16 protein-coding genes are annotated in these 20,808 nt (G+C 61.6%); 10 read left to right on the top strand and 6 right to left on the bottom strand.

What is annotated here, in order from left to right; all coding sequences use genetic code 11:
- Positions 1-22: 22 nt before the first annotated feature.
- Positions 23-991 (top strand): cytochrome c oxidase subunit 3, encoded by a 969-nt coding sequence (locus tag FV139_RS08600; protein ID WP_148068037.1) that lies wholly within the window; start codon positions 23-25, stop codon positions 989-991.
- On the opposite strand, the gene FV139_RS08595 is transcribed toward FV139_RS08600, so the two are convergent.
- On the bottom strand, positions 992-1,294 hold the full coding sequence (locus FV139_RS08595) for a DUF2909 domain-containing protein (RefSeq protein WP_213004072.1): 303 nt from the start codon (positions 1,292-1,294) through the stop codon (positions 992-994).
- A gap of 70 nt (positions 1,295-1,364) precedes the next feature.
- On the opposite strand from FV139_RS08595, the gene FV139_RS08590 reads away from it, so the two are divergent.
- From FV139_RS08590 to FV139_RS08575, 4 genes are read left to right on the top strand one after another with little or no spacing between them, the layout of a single operon-like run.
- Positions 1,365-2,126 (top strand): SURF1 family protein, encoded by a 762-nt coding sequence (locus FV139_RS08590; RefSeq protein ID WP_148068036.1) that lies wholly within the window; start codon positions 1,365-1,367, stop codon positions 2,124-2,126.
- A gap of 3 nt (positions 2,127-2,129) precedes the next feature.
- Positions 2,130-2,810, top strand: coding sequence for a hypothetical protein (locus tag FV139_RS08585; protein WP_148068035.1), 681 nt, complete (start codon positions 2,130-2,132; stop codon positions 2,808-2,810).
- Between the two features lie 8 nt (positions 2,811-2,818).
- A complete protein-coding gene (gene cyoE / locus FV139_RS08580) occupies positions 2,819-3,727 on the top strand; it encodes a heme o synthase (protein WP_148068034.1) in 909 nt (302 codons plus the stop codon).
- An 11-nt stretch (positions 3,728-3,738) separates the two neighbouring features.
- Positions 3,739-4,398, top strand: coding sequence for an SCO family protein (locus FV139_RS08575; RefSeq protein WP_148068033.1), 660 nt, complete (start codon positions 3,739-3,741; stop codon positions 4,396-4,398).
- A gap of 56 nt (positions 4,399-4,454) precedes the next feature.
- Here the strand turns inward: FV139_RS08575 and FV139_RS08570 are convergent, their stop codons facing one another.
- Positions 4,455-4,736: a hypothetical protein gene (locus FV139_RS08570; protein WP_148068032.1), complete on the bottom strand. Its 282-nt coding sequence runs from the start codon at positions 4,734-4,736 to the stop codon at positions 4,455-4,457.
- 396 nt (positions 4,737-5,132) lie between these two features.
- Here FV139_RS08570 and polA point away from each other — a divergent pair, with 396 nt between their 5' ends.
- Positions 5,133-7,850 (top strand): DNA polymerase I, encoded by a 2,718-nt coding sequence (polA, locus tag FV139_RS08565; protein WP_148068031.1) that lies wholly within the window; start codon positions 5,133-5,135, stop codon positions 7,848-7,850.
- 597 nt (positions 7,851-8,447) lie between these two features.
- Here polA and yihA read toward each other — a convergent pair.
- Positions 8,448-9,110, bottom strand: coding sequence for a ribosome biogenesis GTP-binding protein YihA/YsxC (yihA, locus tag FV139_RS08560; RefSeq protein WP_148068030.1), 663 nt, complete (start codon positions 9,108-9,110; stop codon positions 8,448-8,450).
- A 129-nt stretch (positions 9,111-9,239) separates the two neighbouring features.
- Between yihA and FV139_RS08555 the strand changes: the two genes are divergently transcribed.
- The 3 genes from FV139_RS08555 to FV139_RS08545 all read left to right on the top strand — a co-directional run bounded on the left by FV139_RS08555 (position 9,240) and on the right by FV139_RS08545 (position 11,092).
- Positions 9,240-9,548, top strand: coding sequence for a c-type cytochrome (locus tag FV139_RS08555; protein ID WP_148068029.1), 309 nt, complete (start codon positions 9,240-9,242; stop codon positions 9,546-9,548).
- 38 nt (positions 9,549-9,586) lie between these two features.
- A complete protein-coding gene (locus tag FV139_RS08550; protein WP_148068028.1) occupies positions 9,587-10,216 on the top strand; it encodes a c-type cytochrome in 630 nt (209 codons plus the stop codon).
- A 246-nt stretch (positions 10,217-10,462) separates the two neighbouring features.
- Complete coding sequence (locus tag FV139_RS08545; RefSeq protein ID WP_148068027.1) at positions 10,463-11,092, top strand: thiol:disulfide interchange protein DsbA/DsbL; 630 nt, start codon at positions 10,463-10,465, stop codon at positions 11,090-11,092.
- A gap of 72 nt (positions 11,093-11,164) precedes the next feature.
- On the opposite strand, the gene FV139_RS08540 is transcribed toward FV139_RS08545, so the two are convergent.
- Both FV139_RS08540 and FV139_RS08535 read right to left on the bottom strand, forming a co-directional pair.
- Positions 11,165-11,971: a DODA-type extradiol aromatic ring-opening family dioxygenase gene (locus tag FV139_RS08540; RefSeq protein WP_148068026.1), complete on the bottom strand. Its 807-nt coding sequence runs from the start codon at positions 11,969-11,971 to the stop codon at positions 11,165-11,167.
- A gap of 43 nt (positions 11,972-12,014) precedes the next feature.
- Positions 12,015-12,506, bottom strand: coding sequence for a DoxX family protein (locus FV139_RS08535; protein WP_148068025.1), 492 nt, complete (start codon positions 12,504-12,506; stop codon positions 12,015-12,017).
- Between the two features lie 138 nt (positions 12,507-12,644).
- Between FV139_RS08535 and FV139_RS08530 the strand changes: the two genes are divergently transcribed.
- Positions 12,645-13,544 carry a LysR family transcriptional regulator gene (locus tag FV139_RS08530; RefSeq protein WP_148068024.1) on the top strand — a complete coding sequence of 300 codons (900 nt, stop codon included), beginning with the start codon at positions 12,645-12,647 and terminating at the stop codon, positions 13,542-13,544.
- Between the two features lie 23 nt (positions 13,545-13,567).
- Here the strand turns inward: FV139_RS08530 and FV139_RS08525 are convergent, their stop codons facing one another.
- Complete coding sequence (locus FV139_RS08525) at positions 13,568-20,365, bottom strand: DUF11 domain-containing protein (protein WP_187276457.1); 6,798 nt, start codon at positions 20,363-20,365, stop codon at positions 13,568-13,570.
- Positions 20,366-20,808 lie beyond the last annotated feature (443 nt).

Here is a 20,808-nt window from a genome sequence, read left to right as displayed (position 1 = left end):
TGAGTTCAATGGAGAACTAATAATGACTACAGAGACATCCACCACCGAGTACGAAAAGTACTACGTACCGGAGAAGAGCAAGCTGGCGGTGTTTGCCACCATCGGCCTGATTCTCAGCATTTTCGGGGCTTCGCACGGTCTGAACGAGATGACCTTCGGCGATGGTGAAGGTTCCTGGACCATCCTCTGGGTTGGCCTGTTGTTCTTTGCCGGAACCCTGTTCAGCTGGTTCCGCATTACCATCCGGGAAAATATCGCTGGCATGAACAGTGCCCAGCTCAAGAAGTCCTATGTGCTGGGGATGTTCTGGTTCATCTTTTCCGAGGTGATGTTCTTCTTTGCCTTCTTCGGCACCCTGTTTTACGTTCGCACCCTGGTCGGCCCCTGGTTGTCCGGCGAGGGCGAAGCCGGGCGCATGAACAGCCTGCTGTGGGAGGGCTTCCAGTACAGCTGGCCAATGGCCACCACCCCGCAGGAAGCCGTAGGCGGTGCCGGCAGCCAGTTGATTGCCAATAACGGCGAATTCCACAGCTACCACAAGAGCATGGCCTTTTCCGAGGCTTCAGCCTGGTACGCCTGGCTGCCTCTGTGGAACACCATCATCCTGCTGTCTTCCAGTGTTACCGTGCACATTGCCCACCTGGGCCTGCTGGATGGCAACAAGAAGAAATTCAATATCTGGCTGGGCCTGACGGTGCTGCTGGGCATCACCTTTGTCGGCCTGCAGGCGCTGGAATACTACGAGGCCTACGGTCACTACGGGCTGACCCTGAACTCCGGTATCTATGGTTCAACGTTCTTCATGCTCACCGGCTTCCACGGTTTCCACGTGATGATGGGCATGACGATGCTGTTGATCCAGTGGATTCGTTCGGTCAAGTACGGCCACTTTACTGCCGACGACCACTTCGGTTTCGAGGCGTCCAGCTGGTACTGGCACTTTGTGGACGTGGTGTGGGTGTTCCTGTTCCTGTTTGTTTACATTCTGTAATCAGTCTCTCGTGTCCCCGGATGCCGCCGGCTCCGGGGGCGCGGATTCAGATGCTGCCGGCGGCTGTTGGGCCGCGGCGGGCGCCGGGCCTGCATCCCAGGGGTTGCGGTGTCCCAGTTGCCCGGTGGCAACGCCGAAGACAATCAGGGTGGCGAGGCTTATCGCCAGTGCCAGCCGTACTCCCAGTGAGTGAAACAGCCGGCGTTTTCTGCGGTCACCCTGGTCCACCATCAGAAAATAAAAGCCGCTGCCCAGGCTTACTACCAGCGCCACCATCAGCAGCATAATCGCGATTTTCAGCAATGTTCCGTTCCTCTCAATTGGCCGTGCAGTATAAACCAGCCGCCACCTCACTGCTGGCGGGTGGCGCCTGATGGCGAGGCAGCCCCTGCGCCTGGATCTGGAGTGGCGCACCACGCTGTTTACGCTCGTGCTGTTGCCGGTGCTGGTCAGCCTGGGCTTCTGGCAACTGCAGCGGGCCGAGGAAAAGCGCGAACTGGCAGCGATGTTCGCCGAGCGCCAGGCCCAGGCCCCCGCGCCGCTGGAGCAGCTGTGGGGTCTGTCGCCCGACCAGCTGGCCTATCGGCCGGCACTGCTAACCGGCGAATTCGACCCGGATCACTACCTCCTGCTGGACAACCGGATACACCAGGGGCAGTTTGGCTACGAAGTTATCGCCCTGCTCCGCCTGCCGGATGGCGAGCGCGCGGTCTGGGTGAACCGCGGCTGGGTAGCGGGCGATCCGGCTCGCCGTTCCCTGCCCGGGGTCGTCCAGCCAGCGGGCACACAGCGAATTCACGGCGCCATCTATGTGGCGCCGGGCGAAGCCTATTTGCTGGGGGAGCAGCAACTGACGGGTGACTGGCCCATCGTTCTGCAATCCATGGAGGAAGAGGCGGCTGAGGTGCTGGGCCAGCGTCTGGGTGTCAGCCTTTTCCCCTGGACCGTGCGTATCGAGAGCACGGAACCGGCTGCGCTGATGGCCGACTGGCCGCTGGTCAATATCAGCCCGGCCAAGCATATCGGCTATGCGGTGCAGTGGTTCTGCATGGCGCTAGCCCTGTTGATACTGTTCGTCCTGCGCAGCTCCAACCTCTGGCAGTGGTTGCGCAGGCGCGAGCCAATGGAGAATTGATACGTGCAAAGTAGTGAGAGCAACCCGGAAGCAGGCGCCGGCAACAACAACAGCCGTCTTATCCTGCTGCTGATCGCCGGCTTGCCGGTGACCATGATCCTGGCGGCGACCTGGCTGTGGTTCTTTGTGGTCCGGGGAGACCTCGATATCGTGGGGGCACTGGGAACCGCCAATCGCGGCAGCCTGGTGCAGCCTCCCCGACAGCTGGCGGAAACCGGCCTGCTCACCCGGACGGGAGAGGAGTTCGAGTTTTTCGGTGAGGAGCCACAGTGGACCTTCGTCGTCGCCAACCCGGGCAATCGCTGTGACAGCGATTGTGAACACCTGCTTTACCTGACACGCCAGATACACCTGGCGCTGGGCAAGGAGTACAATCGCGTCCGCCGCTTCTATCTGGGTGATACCCCCCTGGCGGAGACCCGGCTGGCGGTGGAGCGCCTGAGTGACGACCACCCGCTGGCGGAGGACTTCCCCAGCTACATGGCACAGGAGCACGGCAAACTACTGCCCCTGCAGGGGAGCAGTGCAAACCTGCAGGCCCTGTTTCCGGAGCGCGCAGAGGCCCCGGATACCTGGTATCTGGTGGACCCGGCGGGCTGGATAATGATGTCCTATGACGACAGCGTCAGTTACAAGGATGTCATTGCCGACCTGAAATTCCTGCTGAAGAACTCCAGCAACTGACTTTTGATATGTCTCAAACCAGCGCAATAGCCACTCCCAAAGCCACCTGGCGGGACTACAAGGAGCTGACCAAGCCCAATGTGGTCCTGCTGATGATCCTGACCTCGGTGATCGGCATGTTCATGGCCGTGCCCGGCATGGTGCCCCTGCGGGTTCTTGTGTTGGGTAATCTCGGTATCGCCCTGTGCGCCGGTGCGGCGGCGGCGGTCAACCACCTCGTCGATCAGCGGGTTGACCAGCAGATGGCCCGGACCCGCAACCGGCCGGTGGCCAAGGGCCGGGTAAGCACTCGCGGTGCGGTGCTGTTCGCCACCCTGCTGGGCGGCGTCGGAATGGCCATCCTGATCATATGGATCAACCCGCTGACCGCCTGGCTGACGCTGGCTTCACTGGTGGGCTACGCCTTCGTTTATACGATGTTCCTGAAGCGGGCCACGCCCCAGAATATTGTGATTGGCGGCCTCGCCGGTGCGGCCCCTCCCCTGCTGGGCTGGACTGCGGTGACCGGTGAGATCCACGGTCACGCCCTGCTGCTGGTGCTGATCATCTTCGCCTGGACACCGCCGCATTTCTGGGCCCTGGCCATTCATCGCCGGGAGGAATACGCGGCGGTGGATATCCCCATGCTGCCGGTGACTCACGGCGTCAAATTCACCAAGGTACACATCCTGCTGTATACCCTGATGATGTTTGCCATCACCCTCCTCCCCTTCGTCACCCGGATGAGCGGCCCGCTGTATCTGCTCGGTGCGATCGTGCTCGGTGGCGGTTTCCTCTACTGGGCCATTGAGTTGCTGCGCGACCGCAACCCGAATGCGCCCATGGAAACCTTCAAATACTCAATTATTTACCTGATGGCCCTGTTTGTGGTGATGCTGGTAGACCACTACCTCTTTCCCGTTGCCACCCTCGCCTGAGTGAGAGACTTATGACCGATACCCGGCGCCGCCAGCGGCGCGGCATTCTCTGGACCGTCATCGTGGTGGTGGCTTTCATGGCGGTCGTGGTGGCGGGCTTTGTGCACCGTATCGGCCTGCCCAGGGTGATGACCGAAGCAGAAATGAAGGCCAACGGCGCCTGGATGTTTGAAACGCCCCGGGACATAGGCGAGTTTTCGCTGCTGGATCACCAGGGCCGTGCGTTTACTCCCGAACGGCTGGAAGGTCGCTGGTCACTGATCTTCTTCGGGTTTACCTACTGCCCGGATATCTGCCCCACCACCATGAGTTTCCTCAGTGATTTTGTGTCGGCGCTGGAGGGGACGGAGGCGGAAGACACCCAGGTGGTGATGGTGACGGTCGATCCGGCGCGGGACACGCCAGAGCAGTTAGCCCAGTACGTGCCCTACTTCAACCCGGAATTCGTCGGTGTGACCGGGGAATTTCTGGACATTCACCGCTTTGCAACGGCGTTGAACACCCCCTTCCGGAAGGTGCCCGGAGAGGGGGAGAACTACCAGGTTGATCACAGTGCCAATGTAGTGTTGATCAACCCCCGTGGCGATTACCACGGCTTCTTCAAAGCGCCCCTTGACCTCGCCAAGATGAAAGTCACCTATCGCTCGGCCCGCTACCTCTGGGATCGCTAAGACGAGTAAGGTACGCCCGGCGGGCGCGCCATTACGCGCGCTGAATCAGCGGCTGATCAGTTGCTGACCAGCAGGACTTCTGCGGGGCGCGGAATATCGCCGTCCCGATTGAAGCGTTGCTCGAGAACGCGATCGAGATCCCGGGCAACAAGTTCCATATTGACCTTGAGTTCCGCGACCTTTTCCTGGCTTGCGGCTTCATTTTCTGCAGCAGGCTGCAGCGCCTCCCCGTGGCCGGCGGCGGTCGCCGCGCGCACCAACACCCGGTCAACCGACTGGGCATTCGCCAGCGGTGCCAGAACCAATGTTACAAGTACTAAAACAGAACGTATTTTCATGATGTCATCCTCTAAAGTGTTACCTTTCTCTGTGTTCGGTAACACATTTGTTACTGTGCTGCGTATTGTGGCGTTATTTTGCGGTGTTTCAAGTATTGGCCCCAAATTTGTGCAAATTCACTAAAGCACATAACCGACTGATTTTATTTATAATTCAGTTTTATTGATCATAAAGTTCTGTTTTGGATAACAAAAATTTCATGTTTTGGGCAGTTTTGGTGCATGGGTAACACCTTGTCGCCGGCGGTTTCGTGCCGGCGCCGTCGCCATCGAACGCGGGCCCTGACGTGGTATTCTTGTTCGCTGTGGGCTTTACTTGGGCTTCAATCCCTTCGGGGAATAGCGCTGAAGTCGCACCCCGGACCAGCCTGAAAACCGTCGATATCGAGACTTTCTATGCCAAGCAGTAACATCCCTCCCCTCGTTCTGGTGGACGGGTCCTCTTACCTGTACCGGGCTTTTCACGCCCTGCCGCCGCTCACTAATTCCAAAGGGGAATCTACTGGCGCGGTGAAGGGCGTGATCAGCATGATCAAGCGCCTGATGAAGGATTACCCCCAGAGTCCGGTAGCGGTGGTGTTCGATGCCAAGGGCAAAACCTTCCGGGATGAGCTGTTTGCCGAGTACAAGGCGCAGCGCCCGCCAATGCCCGACGAGCTGCGGGAGCAGGTGGAGCCTATTCACTCGCTGGTGCGCGCTCTCGGTCTGCCGCTGCTCTGTGTTGAAGGGGTCGAGGCAGATGATGTCATCGGGACGCTGGCGCGACAGGCCAGCGCACAGGGCAGGGCGGTGATCATTTCCACCGGCGACAAGGACATGGCGCAGCTGGTCGATGCCAATACCACCCTGGTCAACACCATGACCGATACGGTGATGGACGTGGCCGGGGTGGGCGACAAGTTTGGCATACCCCCGGAGCTGATCATCGATTTTCTGGCCCTGATGGGTGACAAAGTCGACAACATTCCCGGCGTTCCCGGCGTGGGGGAGAAAACGGCACTGGCCCTGCTGCAGGGGCTGGGCGGCCTGGAAGCGATCTACGCCAACCTCGACAAGGTGTCAGGCCTGGGATTCCGGGGCTCCAAGTCCATGGGTGCCAAACTGGAGGCCGAGCGCGACAAGGCCTTCCTGTCGTACGAGCTGGCCACGATCAAAACCGACGTCGCCCTCGACGAGAAACCCGAGGACCTGAGTAACGGTCCGCCGGACAAGGACGCGCTGCTGGAGTGGTATACGCGGCTGGAGTTCAAGGCCTGGCTGGACGAGTTGCTGGGGGAGGGCGAGGTGGTCCAGGCCGAAGCGCTGGAAACGCACTATGTGACCGTTACCGAGCAGGCAGACCTGGACACCTGGCTGGAACGGCTGGCCGCGGCAGAGCTGTTCGCCTTCGACACCGAGACCACCAGCCTCAATTACATGGAAGCCCGGATTGTCGGCTTGTCTTTCGCTGTCACCGCCGGGGAGGCTGCCTATGTGCCCCTGGCCCACGATTACCCCGGTGCACCCGACCAGTTGGACAGGGACGCTGTGCTGGCGCAGTTCAAGCCGCTGCTGGAGGATGACGCCCGGGCCAAGGTCGGGCAGAACCTGAAATATGATGCCAGCGTGCTGGCCAATCACGGTATCACTCTGCGCGGCATCCGTTTCGATACGATGCTGGAATCCTATGTGCTGGATTCAGTGGCCACCCGTCATGATATGGACAGCCTGGCGCTCAAATACCTGGGCCACAAGACCATCCATTTCGAGGATATCGCCGGCAAGGGGGCCAAGCAGCTGACCTTCAACCAGATTCCGCTGGAGCAGGCGGGGCCCTATGCGGCAGAAGATGCCGACATCACCCTGCGCCTGCACCAACAGCTGTGGCCGAAGCTGGAGGCCGAATCCGGGCCCGCCAGTGTATTCCGCGACATCGAGCTGCCCCTGGTGCCGGTCCTGTCCCGCATCGAGCGCCAGGGGGCGCTGTTGTCCCGCGAGATGCTACAGCAACAGAGCGCCGATCTGGGCAAGCGGTTGCAGGCCCTCGAAGCGCAGGCCCATGACCTGGCGGGGCAGCCGTTCAACCTTGGCTCGCCCAAGCAGCTGGGGGAAATCCTGTTTGAAAAGCTCGAACTGCCTGTTATCCGCAAGACGCCGAAGGGCGCGCCGTCCACCGCGGAAGAAGTGCTGGTGGAACTGGCGCTGGACTACCCGCTGCCCAAGGTGCTGCTGGAGTACCGCAGTCTGAGCAAACTGAAGTCGACCTATACCGACAAGCTGCCGGAGATGATCAACCCGGTCACCGGGCGGGTGCACACGTCCTACCACCAGGCGGTCGCCGCCACCGGCCGGCTGTCCTCTTCCGATCCCAACCTGCAGAACATACCGATCCGCACGGAGGAGGGCCGGCGGGTTCGCCAGGCCTTCATCGCGCCGAAGGGTTACCGCATCGTGGCGGCGGACTATTCCCAGATCGAGCTGCGCATCATGGCTCACCTGTCCGGGGACGAGGGATTGTTGAGTGCCTTCCGCGATGGTCTCGATGTGCACCGGGCCACCGCTGCTGAAGTATTCGGTACGCCACTGGAATCGGTCACTGCGGAGCAGCGTCGCAAGGCCAAGGCGATCAACTTCGGCCTGATCTACGGCATGTCCGCCTTCGGCCTGGCGCGCCAGCTCCATCTGGGCCGCAACGAGGCGCAGGACTATATCGACCTGTACTTCGAGCGCTACCCCGGGGTCCAGCGCTACATGGACAGTACCCGCGAGCTGGCCCACGAGAAGGGCTATGTAGAAACCCTGTTTGGTCGCCGTCTGTACCTGCCGGAGATCAATGCCCGCAACAAGATGCGGGTGCAGGCAGCTGAGCGGACGGCTATCAATGCACCGATGCAGGGCACAGCCGCAGACATCATCAAGAAGGCGATGCTGTCGGTGGATGCCTGGTTGCAGGAGGAGGGCGCCGATGCCCGGTTGATCATGCAGGTCCACGATGAACTGGTGCTCGAAGTGGGTGCGAATTTGGTAGAGGCCGTCAGCGACAGGATCTGTGAACTGATGTCGGGCGCTGCCCAGCTCGAAGTGCCGCTGCTGGTGGAGGCCGGGGTGGGCGATAACTGGGATGAGGCGCACTGACGGGACGCCCCCGGGGAAAAATTTTTTGCTGCCGGCGGAACTAAGTCGTTTGCTCCCAGTCTCATTAATCGTAGCTTGCTGCTACACGCTCCGGCGGTCACTCTCCATGGGCCGCCACCAGAGCAAAGTCTCTTCCCCAGAGACCCAAGCTGCCCGGTCGCCTACCCCCCTATAGGCACCGGGCTTTTTTTATACGCCCCTTACTCCTGCGAACATTGCGTCAGCGTGAGGCACGCTGTAGGCCGGGCGTATGCTGGGTGTACGCCTCTATGGACACGCTAACAGCATGACATCCATGTCGCGCTCGACAGCGGCCGTCCATGGCCGCTGACGGTCCATAGTGGCGCACCCCCAGCACACGCCCTACATTGGCACCAGGTTCCAATGAGTCAGATTCGAAGTGGTGGGATCAAAAAGAGCACCAGTGGAGCGCGTGCGGCACCCGGGGCTTTTCCGGGACCTTCAGCGGCCCGGACGGCCGCTGAGGAGCCCCCATGGACGGGTTAACGGCGTGTCCCGGAAAAGCCCCGGGTGCCGCAGGCGCGGGTTCTAGGCTCAAAACTCTGAAACCGAACTACTAATGACCAGCCAACCGCTCTAAACCGACTCAATCTCCTCCTCGTCATACACCGAGTCATCCGTCAGCCACCCATCCAGCACCCTGATCAGCTCCTTGTGCCCCGTATGCTTGAGCGCGGAGAAAAGCTGGACGCTGACCAGGTCCTGGTGTGGTTTCAAATCCTTGCGCACCTGCAGCAGCGTATTTCCGGCAGGGCCCTTTTTCAGCTTGTCGGCCTTGGTCAGCAGAATATGTACCGGCATCTGGGCGGCCAGCGCCCAGCCGAGCATCTGCCGGTCGAAGGGCTGCAGCGGGTGGCGCACATCCATCAGCAGGATCAGGCCGCGGAGGCTCTGGCGCTGGGCCAGGTAGGCCTCGAGCTGTTTGGTCCACTCCAGCTTGATCTTCTGCGGTACCTTGGCGAAGCCGTAGCCCGGCAGGTCGACCAGGCGCTGCTCCGGGCTCAGGGAGAAGAAGTTGATGAGCTGGGTGCGGCCGGGGGTTTTGGAGGTGCGTGCGAGCTTGGTATTGGCCGTCAAACTATTGATTGCGCTTGATTTTCCCGCATTGGAGCGGCCGGCAAAGGCGACTTCCCAGCCGCTGTCCTCGGGGCACTGGCTGAATTTACCTGCGCTGGTGAGAAACTCGGCCTTGCGGTAGTCCGGGGCCGATGGGGCGGTCGGAGTGGGGGCGTCGGACATGGAGGGAACCTGCCTTTTTCTGCAGTAGATAACTCGTATATAATGCCACAGCTTTTTATGCCGGTTTCCCGGCAGGCGTGTTATTTGGCCCCGGGAAATGCAAAACCATTCGATGTACCGAGGTGGGAAATGAAGAAACTGATTGCTGCTGCCGCTGCTGTTGTCACCACGGCGACCTTCTCCGCGCTGGTTCAGGCCGAAGTGCCGATGGACAAGTACAACAAGAGCTGCGCCATCTGTCACGCCGCGGGCACCGCGGGTGCGCCGAAAACCCACGACGTCGCCGCCTGGAAGCCGCGTCTCGAGAAGGGTGATGCGAAGATGCTGGAGTCGATCCACAACGGCTTCAACGCGATGCCTCCGAAAGGCATGTGCTTCGATTGCAACGATGAGGACTACAAGGCCCTGATCGACTTCATGTCCACAGCGGCCAAGTAAGCCGACGATTTTTCAGCACGCCCAGACCTGGAAGAATGATGAAAAAAACCGTAGCTATTATCGGCCTGATGATGGGTCTGAGTCAGGCGGCGATTGCCGCTACCCCCGCAGGTAACGCAGACGCTGGCAAGGACCTGGTAGTGGCCTGTGGCGCCTGTCATGGTGCCGATGGCAACAGCCCTGCCCCCAGCTTCCCCAAACTGGCCCAGCAGAACGAGCGGTACCTGTTCAAACAGTTGCAGGACATTCGCGACGGAGCCCGCCCGGTGCCGACCATGGCCGGCCAGCTGGATGGTAAATCGGACCAGCAACTGGCGGATATGGCGGCTTACTTTGCCGCCCAGCCCCGCAGCGGCAGCCAGACCAACCCGGATCTGCTGGCCCTGGGGGCAAAAGTGTACCGTTCCGGTGTGGCTGAACGCGGTGTGCCGGCGTGCATGGCATGCCACTCTCCCAACGGCAAGGGCAACGCCCCGGCAGGGTTCCCCTCACTGGCGGGGCAGCATGCCGATTACATCGCGAGCCAGTTGCAGATGTACCGCAAGGGCTACGAGGATGAGACCGGTCGTACCAACGACGGTGACACGCGCATCATGCGCACCACGGCTTTCGGCCTCAGCGACAAGGAGATCGAAGCGGTGTCGAGTTACGCGGCAGGCCTGAAATAGGCCGGTAACCCGAGCGCACGCGACAGAGGCGGCCAAGGCCGCCTTTTTTATGCCCAGGGAAGGGCAGTATGCCGCGAGAGGGCAGGAAGCCCGTAGCGGCGAATGCCCAGGAAGGGCCGGGCCGCGTTCGGCAGTATGCCGCGAGAGGGCAAGACGCCCGAAGCGGCGAGCTTCAAAATTTTGCCCAGTGCTGAACAATCCCGTTAAATAGCGGTCTTACGCTGGAGCACAACTCAGGAGAAAAACATGCTGAAACACCTGGTACTGGCCTTTGCGATGTTAGCCCTGGCGCCGCTTGCTGCGCAGGCGCAGGATTTCAAGGAGGGTGAGGATTACGACCTGATCACCCCCCCCATCCGGACCACAACCGGCGATAAAGTCGAGGTAGTGGAATTTTTCTGGTATGGCTGTGGCCACTGCTACAGCTTCGAACCGCTGATCGGTCAGTGGAAGAAAGGCCTGGCGGAGGATGTCCAGTTTGTGGGTTCGCCTGCGGTGTGGAACAAGCCCATGGAGTTGCATGCCAAGGCCTTTTATACCGCGGAAGTCCTCGGTGTGGGCGAAGCCATGCACCCGGTGCTGTTTCAGGCGATGAATGTTGATCGCAAGCGCCTGCAGTCCGACAAGGAGATCAAGGCCCTGTTCACCGCCAATGGGGTATCCGCAGAAGACTTTGACAAGGCCTACAACTCCTTTGGCGTGAACAGCCAGGTGCGTCAGGCCAACAGCCGGGCACGCGCTGCGAAAATCACCGGCACCCCGGAGATGATGGTCAACGGCAAGTACCGAATTTCCACCCGCAAGGCTGGCAGCCAGGCCAACATGCTCAAGGTTGCTGACTTCCTCATCGAGAAGGAACGGGCGGCAGGCGAGTAACGCACTCCCCTCCGGGACAACCCGAGAGCAACTCCCGATGAGGGGGTTGCTCTTTTTTTTTGCCCGGCTGCTTTAGCGGCCGACCCAGTGATAGAAGCCCGAGCGGGTATCCATGATGTCGGCACTGATATGGCCATTGCTGGGTTTGCCCGCCATGCCATAGCAGACGTGCAGGGGCAGGAGGTGTTCCTCCCGGGGGTGACAGTAGCGTGCATGGGGTGCCTGCTCCCAGTCGACCAGCCGCTGTCGGCGTTCTGCCTCGGCTATGTTTCGGCTGGCGCAGGTGTTGAGCAGCCACTCCTCAAACGCTTCGTTGCGCGCGCGCTTGCCGGCGGCGGATGTGTCCAGCAGGGCGCGCAGGTTGTGAAAGGAAAACCCTGAACCCAGCACCAGCAGCCGACCGTGTTCCAGCGTCGCGAGGGCCTCACCCATGGCCAGGTGCGATTCAGCCTCCAGGCTGGACAGCAGGGACAGCTGGACTACCGGAATGTCGGCTTCCGGGTACATGATCTTCAGCGGCACGAAGGCGCCGTGGTCGAGGCCTCGGGTGCTGTCCGTTCGGGAGCGGATGCCCGCTTGCTGCAGGGCGACTGCTATCTTGCCCGCCAGCACTGGCTCCCCCGGACAGGGGTAGGTGATTGCATAGGATTCCGGTGGAAAGCCGTAGTAATCGTAGATAAGCGCGGGCTGTGGATGGGAGGTGACGGTAGCTACGCCGGCTTCCCAGTGGGCGCTGATCACCAGAAGGGCGTCTGGCCGGGGCAACTGGCCGGCCAGGGCCCGCAGGTGCTGGACCATCTCGCGGTGGCCGGGGTCTCCCAGCAGCGGCAGGGGGCCGCCGCCGTGGGAGATGTAAAGGATGTCCCTGTGTACACTCATCGGAAGTTCTCCGGTTAATAACCCTTGCGCGCTGTCAGTGGATTCAGGCTCTGGCCTGGGCGAGGTCGGCCACAGTTATCCGCCGGTCGCGGTTTGCCAGGCGCGATAGCAGGTTGTCCAGCGCAAAATGTCCGGCACCCTGAATGGCCAGGGACACACTGACCGCAAGCAGGGTCAGGGCATATTCGTAGCCATTGTTGGTCAAAAACAGTCCGCCCTGCCAGTGGGCGCTGAAAATCGCCACCAGCATGGTGAAAGCGGTGACGATGGCCGCCGGCCGGGTCAACAGACCGAGCAGCAGCGCGAGGCCGCCAAAGAATTCGGCGCTGCCCGCGAGCAGGGCCATCAGGTAGCCGGGCTCCAGGCCAATGCTGGCCATCCACTGGCCTGTCCCTTCCAGGCCGTAGCCGCCAAAGGCGCCGAACAGTTTCTGCGCGCCGTGGGCGGCAAGGACAATGCCTGTCGGTACGCGCAGTGCCAGGGCGGCGAAGCCGCCGTCAGAGTGCAGTAGTTTTTGAGCGATGTTGGTGTTCATTTTGCGTCTCCTCGGATGTGTGATCTGGTTGCCCTGCTCATTGCAGGGGATGGAGCTACTTTACTATCGCTAAAAACATCCAATAAGATGCCTTCCATTGCATAACTATCAACACATTGTTGATAAAAGGGGCAGGCAATGGATCGTATCGACGCCATGCGGGCGTTTGTGACCGTCAACGCCGAAGGCAGCTTTACCCGCGCCGCCGAACGTCTCGACACCTCGCCGCAACTGGTCAGCAAGTATGTGTCGAAGCTCGAGGATCACCTGGGCGTGCGACTGCTCAACCGCACCACCCGCAAGGTGCACCTCACCGAAGCCGGTGAGCGCTACCTGCAGCGGGCGAAGCAGGTGCTGGATGATATTGACGACATGGAAAACCAGCTGGGCGATTTGCAGTCCGGCGCCCGTGGCCTGTTGCGGATCAGCGCGCCGGTGTCCTTCGCCACCGGACACATGGGCAAGTTGCTCCACGACTTTCAGCGCGCCCATCCCGCGGTGGGTATTGACCTGCAGTTGAACGACCGCAAGGTGGATATCGTGGAAGAGGGCTTTGATGTCGCGCTGAGAATAGGGCAGTTGAAGAGCTCGTCACTCATCGCCCGCCGGATCGCGCCGGTTCGTCTGGTCAGCTGTGCCTCTCCCGACTATCTGGCGACCCACGGTACTCCCGCCAGGCCGGAAGATCTCGCTGGCCACCGCTACCTGCGTTACAGCCTGGCGGAGACTGTAGGTGGCCGATTTCTGGAAGACGGCCTGCGCGGGGGTGAGTCTACTTTGGTCGGCAATAATGGCGATGTGCTGGCACAGGCGGCCATCGCAGGGGCGGGCATCGTCGTGCAGCCTACCTTTATTGTCGGCCGCGCCATTGCCGAGGGGCGCCTGCGGGTCGTACTGGCAGACTTCGAGCCGGAGCCCCTCGGTCTGTACGCCGTCTATGCCCACCGCCAGCTGCTGGCGAGCAAGGTGCGCTGTTTTATCGATTTTCTCGACGGCTACTTCGGCGATCCGCCCACCTGGGACGAATGGTCCCGCTGATACGTCGTTTTACCGATTGCTGCTTACCGGAGATGTCGTCTCCCACTCTTCAGTTGCGGTGCAGCAAGAGCCAATAGAGCCAGCGCTAGCAGAATTACCAGCGCCGGGCTCATGACCGGTACTGGCGTTGGTGCCGGCGTTGGTGCGGCTACGGAGCTGACCCGTACACTGGCCTGCCCGGATATGGGCTGGGCCAGTCCATCGGTGGCGGTGACGCTGGTCGTCAGTAGCGTACCTCCCGCGAGTCCGGCATCCACATTCACCAGCAAGCTGATCGAAGCCTGTGGCCCGGGCGGAATGGCTCCCAGAGCCCAGAGTACAGTGTTGGTGGCGCTGTCGTAGACGCCGCCGCCGGTAGTGCCGGCGAAGGTGGTGCCCGCCGGCAGGGTCGCGGTTATCTGCGTGCCGGCGCTGCTCTGGTTGCCGATATTGCTGTAGGTGATGAGGAAGGCCACCTGGCCGCCCGCATCCACCGTGCCGGGTCCGCCACTCACGGCGAGATCCAGTTCAACATGGCTGCGCACCACGGTGCTGCCGCTGGCGGAAACGGGTTGCGCATTGTTGCCGCTGGCGGAGGCTGTGTTGAGCAGAAGGGAGCCATCCGCCAGGCCCAGATCGGCCTGGGCCTGCAGCGTTACGCTGCCGCTGGCTCCAGGCGCGATATCGCCGAGGATCCAGCGCACCGTGCCACCGCTCTCAGTTCCGCCATTGCTGGCAGAGACAAAACTGGTGCCGGATGGCAAAACGTCCTCCAGTGTTACTGCCAGGGCGGTGGTGTTGCCGGTGTTCGCGTATTGCAGGGAATAGCTGAGCGTGGCACCCGCTTCGACGCTGTTGGGCGCCACCTTGCTCAGGGTCAGCACCGGTGCGCTCTGCACTGGCAGGATCAGGTTATCCGATACCGTGGCGGCATTCTGGGCGGTGACATCCACCGAGTTGAGGAAGGGGCTGCCATTGGCCAGGCCCAGCGGGGCCTGCAGGTTATAGGTGAACTGCAGCGCTGTACCGGCATCCAGGGTCGGCAGGGTCCAGCTGATCTGGCTGCTGGCCGCGTTGTAGGTACCGGCAGGGGTGATGGCGGAAGGCGTGGACCCGGCCGGGAGGCGATCGACCACCACGACATTCTGCGCCTGGTCCGAGCCGGTGTTGCTCACGTCGATCACATAGCTGGCGCTGCCGCCGGCGGCGATGTTGGCCTGGGGTGAGGACTTGTTGACGGTGAGGATCGGGGCGCTGGTCACGGTGACGCTGGCCGTCGCGGTCTGCGGCGTCGCATTATCCGCACCGATGGCCGCAGCGTTGGCGATGGTCGTTCCATCGGGTAGCGGGCTCAGTACCTCCAGCGTCGCCTGCACCGAACCACTGGTGACTGGCGCCACATTACCCAGGTTCCAGATAACCGCATTGTTGCCGGCATCGTATTGCCCGCCGGCAGTGGCGGAGACGAACCGGGTATTCGGTGGCACCGTGTCGACCAGTACCGTGCCGGTGGCTGCGGCCGGGCCGCCGTTTTCATACACCAGGGTATAGGTCACCTGGCTGCCTGCAGCCACCAGTGGGGCAGACACCTGTTTACCCATGGTCAGTTCCGGCTGGCTGGTCACGGTCACATCGACGGGGCCAATGCTCTGGGGTTGGGTCAGGTCGCTGTCGATCGTTGCTGTATTGTGCAGCACCGTGCCGTCGGGCAGTGGTGTGTTGGCGTTCACAATCACCGTGAGGGACCCGGAAGCATTTGCGGGAACGGTCCCGAGATTCCAGGTCACCACGCCACCACTGTGGGTGCCGCCACCGGTGTTGGAAACGTAGGTCGCATCGGTGGGCAGGTGGTCCTCGATGACCACATTGGTGGCTTGATCCGTGCCGGTGTTGGCGTAGTCGATGGTGTAGGTTACCGCTAGCCCGGCGCCCACCTGCTGGCGGTCGGCTCGCTTGATAATGGTCAGTACCGGACTGCTGGTCACGGTGGTATTGGCCGGTCCGGCACCCAGGGGTTTGGTCTGCGCGCTGTTGACGCTGGCGTTGGCGCTGAGCAGGGTGCCATTGGCCAGTGGCGAATTGATGGTGAGTTCTACCAGGAACAAGCCGGTCGCACCGGCAGGAATGGAGTTGGGTGCCCAGCTAACGATGCCGCCCGACAGCGTGCCGCCGCCGGTCGCATTAACAAAGCCGGTATTGGGCGGCAGGGTGAACTGTAACCGGGGGCTGTTGGCGGCATCAGAACCGATGTTCCGGTACTGCAGCCGGTACAGCAGGGTGGCACCGGGGTTGGCGCTGGCCTTGTCGACAGTAAGGTCCAGGGTGAAGCGCGGGGCGCTGCTGACGACGGCGTCCGCCGAGGCGCTTTGCGGGCCCACGAGGTCACTGCGGATAGTGGCGCTGTTGTGCAGGGGTGTGCCGTTGGCCAGGGGTGAGTTCGCCTGGCCGGTCAGAATCACCGAACCGGAAGCCCCGGCGGCGAGACTGGCGAAGTTCCAGCTCACCGTACCGTTGGCGAAGGTGCCGCTATTGCTGGCCGAGATGAAGTTTACCGAGGCCGGCAGGGCATCCTCGATCACCACGTTGGTGGCGGCGTCGGTACCGGTATTGCGATAGTCGAGGGTGTAGACCAGTTGGCCACCGGCGGTGACGATGGGTTTGTCCACACTCTTTACGATGCTGAGCTGGGGCGCGCTGTTGACGGTGGTGGTACTGGCAGCAGTGGTTCCCTGAGCGTTGCCGGCGGTCAGGCTGGCATTGTTATTGAGGAGCGTGCCATTGGCGATGGGTGAGTCTACTTGTACGGTCAGGGTCACGCTGCCGGGACTGCCCACGTCCAGGCTGCCAAAGGCCCAGTTCACCACCCCGCTGTTGTGGGTGCCGCCGCCGCTGGCGCTGACGAAGGTGACGCCGGCGGGCAGCGTGTCCTGCAGCACGACACCGGAGGCATTGGCGGTTCCAATATTGGCGTAGTTCAGGGTGTACACCAGCTGTTGCCCGGCATTGGCAATCGTGGCGGATACCGTCTTGCTCAGGTCCAGTACTGGCGAGCTGGAGATGGTAACGGTGCCCTGGTTCGGGGGGCTGCTGACCGGTGGCGCATTACTGCCGCTGATCGTGGCGAAGTTGTAAATCTGGAGGCCATTGGGCAGGGGGGCATTGACCTCGGCTGTGACGATGACCGAGCCGCCGTCGTTGGCGTCGACCGTGCCGATATCCCAGCGCACAGTGCCACTGGCGGGATTGAAGACGGCACCGCTGTCGGCGCTGATAAAGGTCAGCTCGGGAGGCAGGTTGTCGGTGAGGGTCAGGTTGCTGGCGGTGTCAGTGCCGATGTTTTCATAGGTCAGGGTGTAGCTCACCCGTTGCCCGGGTGTGACCTGGCTGACGCTGGCTGCCTTGCTGATGGTCAGTGCCGGCGCGCTGTTGATGGTGACATTGGCCGGAGCAACCGGGCTGGCAACCGCGTTGGTCTCAATGCTGTCGATGGAGGCGCTGTTGTGAATGACGGTGCCATTGGGAATGGGCGAGTTCACCGTGGCGCTCAAGGTCACCGTATTGCTGGAATTGGCCGGCAGGTCCGGCAGATTCCAGATCACCAGCCCACTGCCGTTATGATTGCCGCCGCCGGTAGAACCGCTAAAGCTCAGTTCGGGGGGCAACTGGTCACTCAGCACCACCCCGGTGGCGATGTCGGTGCCCGTATTGCGGTAGGTGATGGTGTAGGTCAGGTTGTCGCCGGGCTGGGCATTGCTGCGGGAGACGGTTTTGTCCACCTGCAATACCGGGGCACTGCTCACCGTGACCGTGGCCGTGGCGCTGGTGCTGCTACTGGCAGACAACAATTGCGCGAGATTGATGAGGTCGGTGTTGTTGGGCAGCGGCGAGGCCACCTGGGCGGTCACCGTGACCTGGCCGCTGATCCAGGGTGGCAGGTCGCCCAGGTTCCAGTTCACGTTCTGGCCGGAGATAAGGCCGCCATTACTGGCGGACTGGGGAACCAGTCCCGGCGGAAGTGTGTCGCTGAGGGTGGCGTTTTGCGCATTGCCCGTGCCGGCGTTGACGTAACTCATGGTGAAGGTCACCGACTGCCCGGGCACTACGGTCGTGGCGGACGCCGTCTTGGTGAGTTGCAGGGCCGGGTTAGCGGACACGATGACCTGTGACGGCGTCGAGTCGGCGGTCAATGGCGGCGTCTGGTCGCTTTGAACGCTGACACTGTTGCGCAGTTTGTCCCCGTTGGCTGCCGCGAGTTCGACGGCGGTAACCAGGGTCAGGGAAGTCGTCTTGCCGGCCGCCAGTACCGGTATAGTCCACTCAACCCTGCCGTTGTTGTGCTGGCCGATGCTTGAGATATAGCGGACGAGCGCAGGCAACTGGTCCTCCACCACCACGTTGGTGGCCTGGTCGGTGCCGGTGTTGGTGATGTCAATGCGGTAGGTGAGGGTGTCCCCAGGAACCGCAGTGGTCTTGGAGACAGTCTTGTTGATGGTCAGCGCGGGCGCGCTGCTCACCGCCACAGTCACGGGATTGGCGGGTACGGTACCCGTGTCCACACTGCTGATGTTGGCGAAGTTGATGAGGTCGGTGCCGTCGGCGAGGGGGCTGTTCACCTGGACAGTGACGGTCTCCGAGCCAATGGCTCCCGCTGCCACGTCGCCTAGGTTCCAACTGACGGTCCCGTTGCTGTGGCTGCCATTGCTTGAGGCGCTGACAAAGGTGACATCCGGGGGCAGGAAGTCTTCCAGCACGGCCGCGGTGGCGGTATCGGTCCCGCTGTTTACGTACTGGATGGTGTAGGTGATGGAGTCTCCGGGCTTCGCGCTGGTGCGGGAAGCCTGCTTGGTCAGGTCGAAACGCGCTTCGCTGGCAATGGTGGTAGTGACGCTGTCCTTGATGGCCGACAGGCCAAATGCGCGAAGTAGCGCATTGTTTTGCAGCACGGTGCCGTCGACCGCTGGCGAGTCGACGGTGGCGGTGAAGGTAACGCTGCCAGTGGCCCCAGCGGGTACGCTGCCGACATTCCAGATCAGGGTATTGCCCACCACGGTTGCACCAAAGGTCTGGTCGAGGGTGATACCCGCGGGAATGGTATCCTCTATCACCACGTTGGTTGCCGGAACAGTACCGTTGTTGCTGAAGTCGATACGGTAGATGAGTTGATCGCCGGGCTGGGCGAGACTGGCAGAGACACTTTTATCCAGGCTCATCAGGGGGCTGCCCACCACCCGGACCTGTGCCGTGGTCGCTACCCCACCACCATTGGTGCTGCTGATGGCGGCCGTGTTATTGAGGAAAGTGCCGACGGGCGTACCGGCGTCAATTTCAACAACCACGTCGAACGAGCCGCTGGCTCCTCGCGCCAGTGTGCCGATATTCCAGCTCAGGGTGTCACCGGTTACTGATGGGCTGCCGGTGGCGGAAATCAGGTTGGTATTCGGGTGTAGCAGGTCCTCCAGCGTCACACCCGTTGCGTCGCCGGTACCGGTGTTGCTGAAACTGATGGTGTAGGTAACGGTGTCGCCCGGGTTGGCGGAGGTGACCGAGGGGGTTTTCGTGATGTTCAGCACCGGCGCACTGCGTACTGTGACGGCGTTCAGGGCATTCGCGGTGAGCGGCGTTGAGGGGCTGGTCATTACCACCGCATTTTCAATGCGGTCGCCATCCTGCACGCTGGAATCTACAGTGTAATTGACTTGGACGTTACGTTTATCGCCCGGGGGCAGTGCACCGATGACATCGAATGTTACGGTCTGGGCGTTCAGGTCAATATCCGGCTGGGTGCCGTTGTTCACCACGGAGTCGGGAATCAACTCATCGGGATAGGAATCCACGATTTCCACATTGTTCGCGTCGGCTGTGCCGATATTCTCGTAGGTAATCGTATAGGTAACTAGATCGCCGGGTTCGACTACCGCTCTGGACGAGGTCTTGGTCACACGCAGGATGGGAGCGGCATCTACGGTGACCGACCACAGGCTGGTGGCGACCAGGGCGCCGGTCTGGATGTCTGCCAGGTTGTCGAGTACGGTGCCGGCAACAGCGCCGGCGTCGACTTCCACGGTAAGCGTTTCGTTCCCGGTGGCGCCTGCGGATACCGTGCCGAGATCCCAGGTGATAGTACTGCCTGAAAGACTGCCGTTGCCGGATGCCGAAACGAAATTCAGTCCGGCGGGCAGCACGTCGGTGAGCGTCACATTGGCGGCGTCGAGGCTGCCGCTGTTTTCATAGCTTAGTGTGTAGGTGAACTGCTGACCCGGCAGCACATTGCCCAGCGGCCCGGTCTTGCTGAGAAGCAGCACGGGGGAGTTGATCAGGGTACTCGCTGTCGGTGAGTCCACCGGACTGGTCTGGTCGCTGTCGATGGTGGCGAAATTGCTCAGAGTGGTGCCATCGCTGACCCCCGGGTCCACGTTCACCGTGAAGACCACGGAGCCGCTGCTGCCGCCGGGCACGCTGCCCAATTGCCAGCTGACGGTGCCGCCACTTTCGCTGCCGCTCTGGGTTGCGCTGGCAAAGCTGGTGCCGGCGGGGAGGCTGTCGCTGATCACCACATTACTTGCCGGCTGGTTGCCGGTGTTGCGGTAGGTGAGGGTATAGGTGAGCTGGCTGCCGGGTGTTGCTGCCAACCGGTCGACGGACTTGTCGATATCCAGGTTTGCCGGCACGACAGGCGTACCCTGTATCGTCGCGGTGCCGACCCTTGCATTGTTCTGGCAGTTGCCTCCCGCGGGGCTACCATCGATGGCGAAAGACCATCCGAGCAAATCGCCCGTGGAAGCGCCGCCATCCACCACTACATCTACCCAGAATACGGTGGGCGCCGGGTTAGGTGTGGTCAAATTGGCCGGGAGGTTGCTCCAGGTGATAATACCGAAGGGGTTTAAACTCGGGTTGGATGGGGATGAGGAAAGTGTCGGGCTGGCTGAAAGCGGGCTTGTAGACAGCACCTGGCTATTGGGAGGAACCTCCATAATGATGGAGGCGCCGCGGCAATTTTCGGTGGTGAAAAAGTTGAATTCCGCTGAAAGGCGCACAGTGCTGCCAGGTGCAATCCCCCCGGTATTCGCGGGAATGGGCGTAGCTTGAGTCGTGATTATGGCGGCGTTGGCGAAGGTGGGGAGCAGCGCTGTCAGCAGCAACAGCAGTGCGCAGGACAGCCAGAGTCGGACCCAAAAGATGTAGTGGTGGTTGCTGGTATCTGGTGCTCGCACGTTTTGTTCCCCATCACTGAAAGGTTTGGGGGCGCGTGTGACGCCAACGCCCCCAACAGCCTAATCTTATA

Origin of the sequence: Parahaliea maris, assembly GCF_008064665.1 — a bacterium.
Lineage (GTDB): Bacteria > Pseudomonadota > Gammaproteobacteria > Pseudomonadales > Halieaceae > Parahaliea > Parahaliea maris.
Note: the sequence above shows the minus strand (reverse complement) of the source record. Positions and strands in the feature narration are given on the sequence as shown.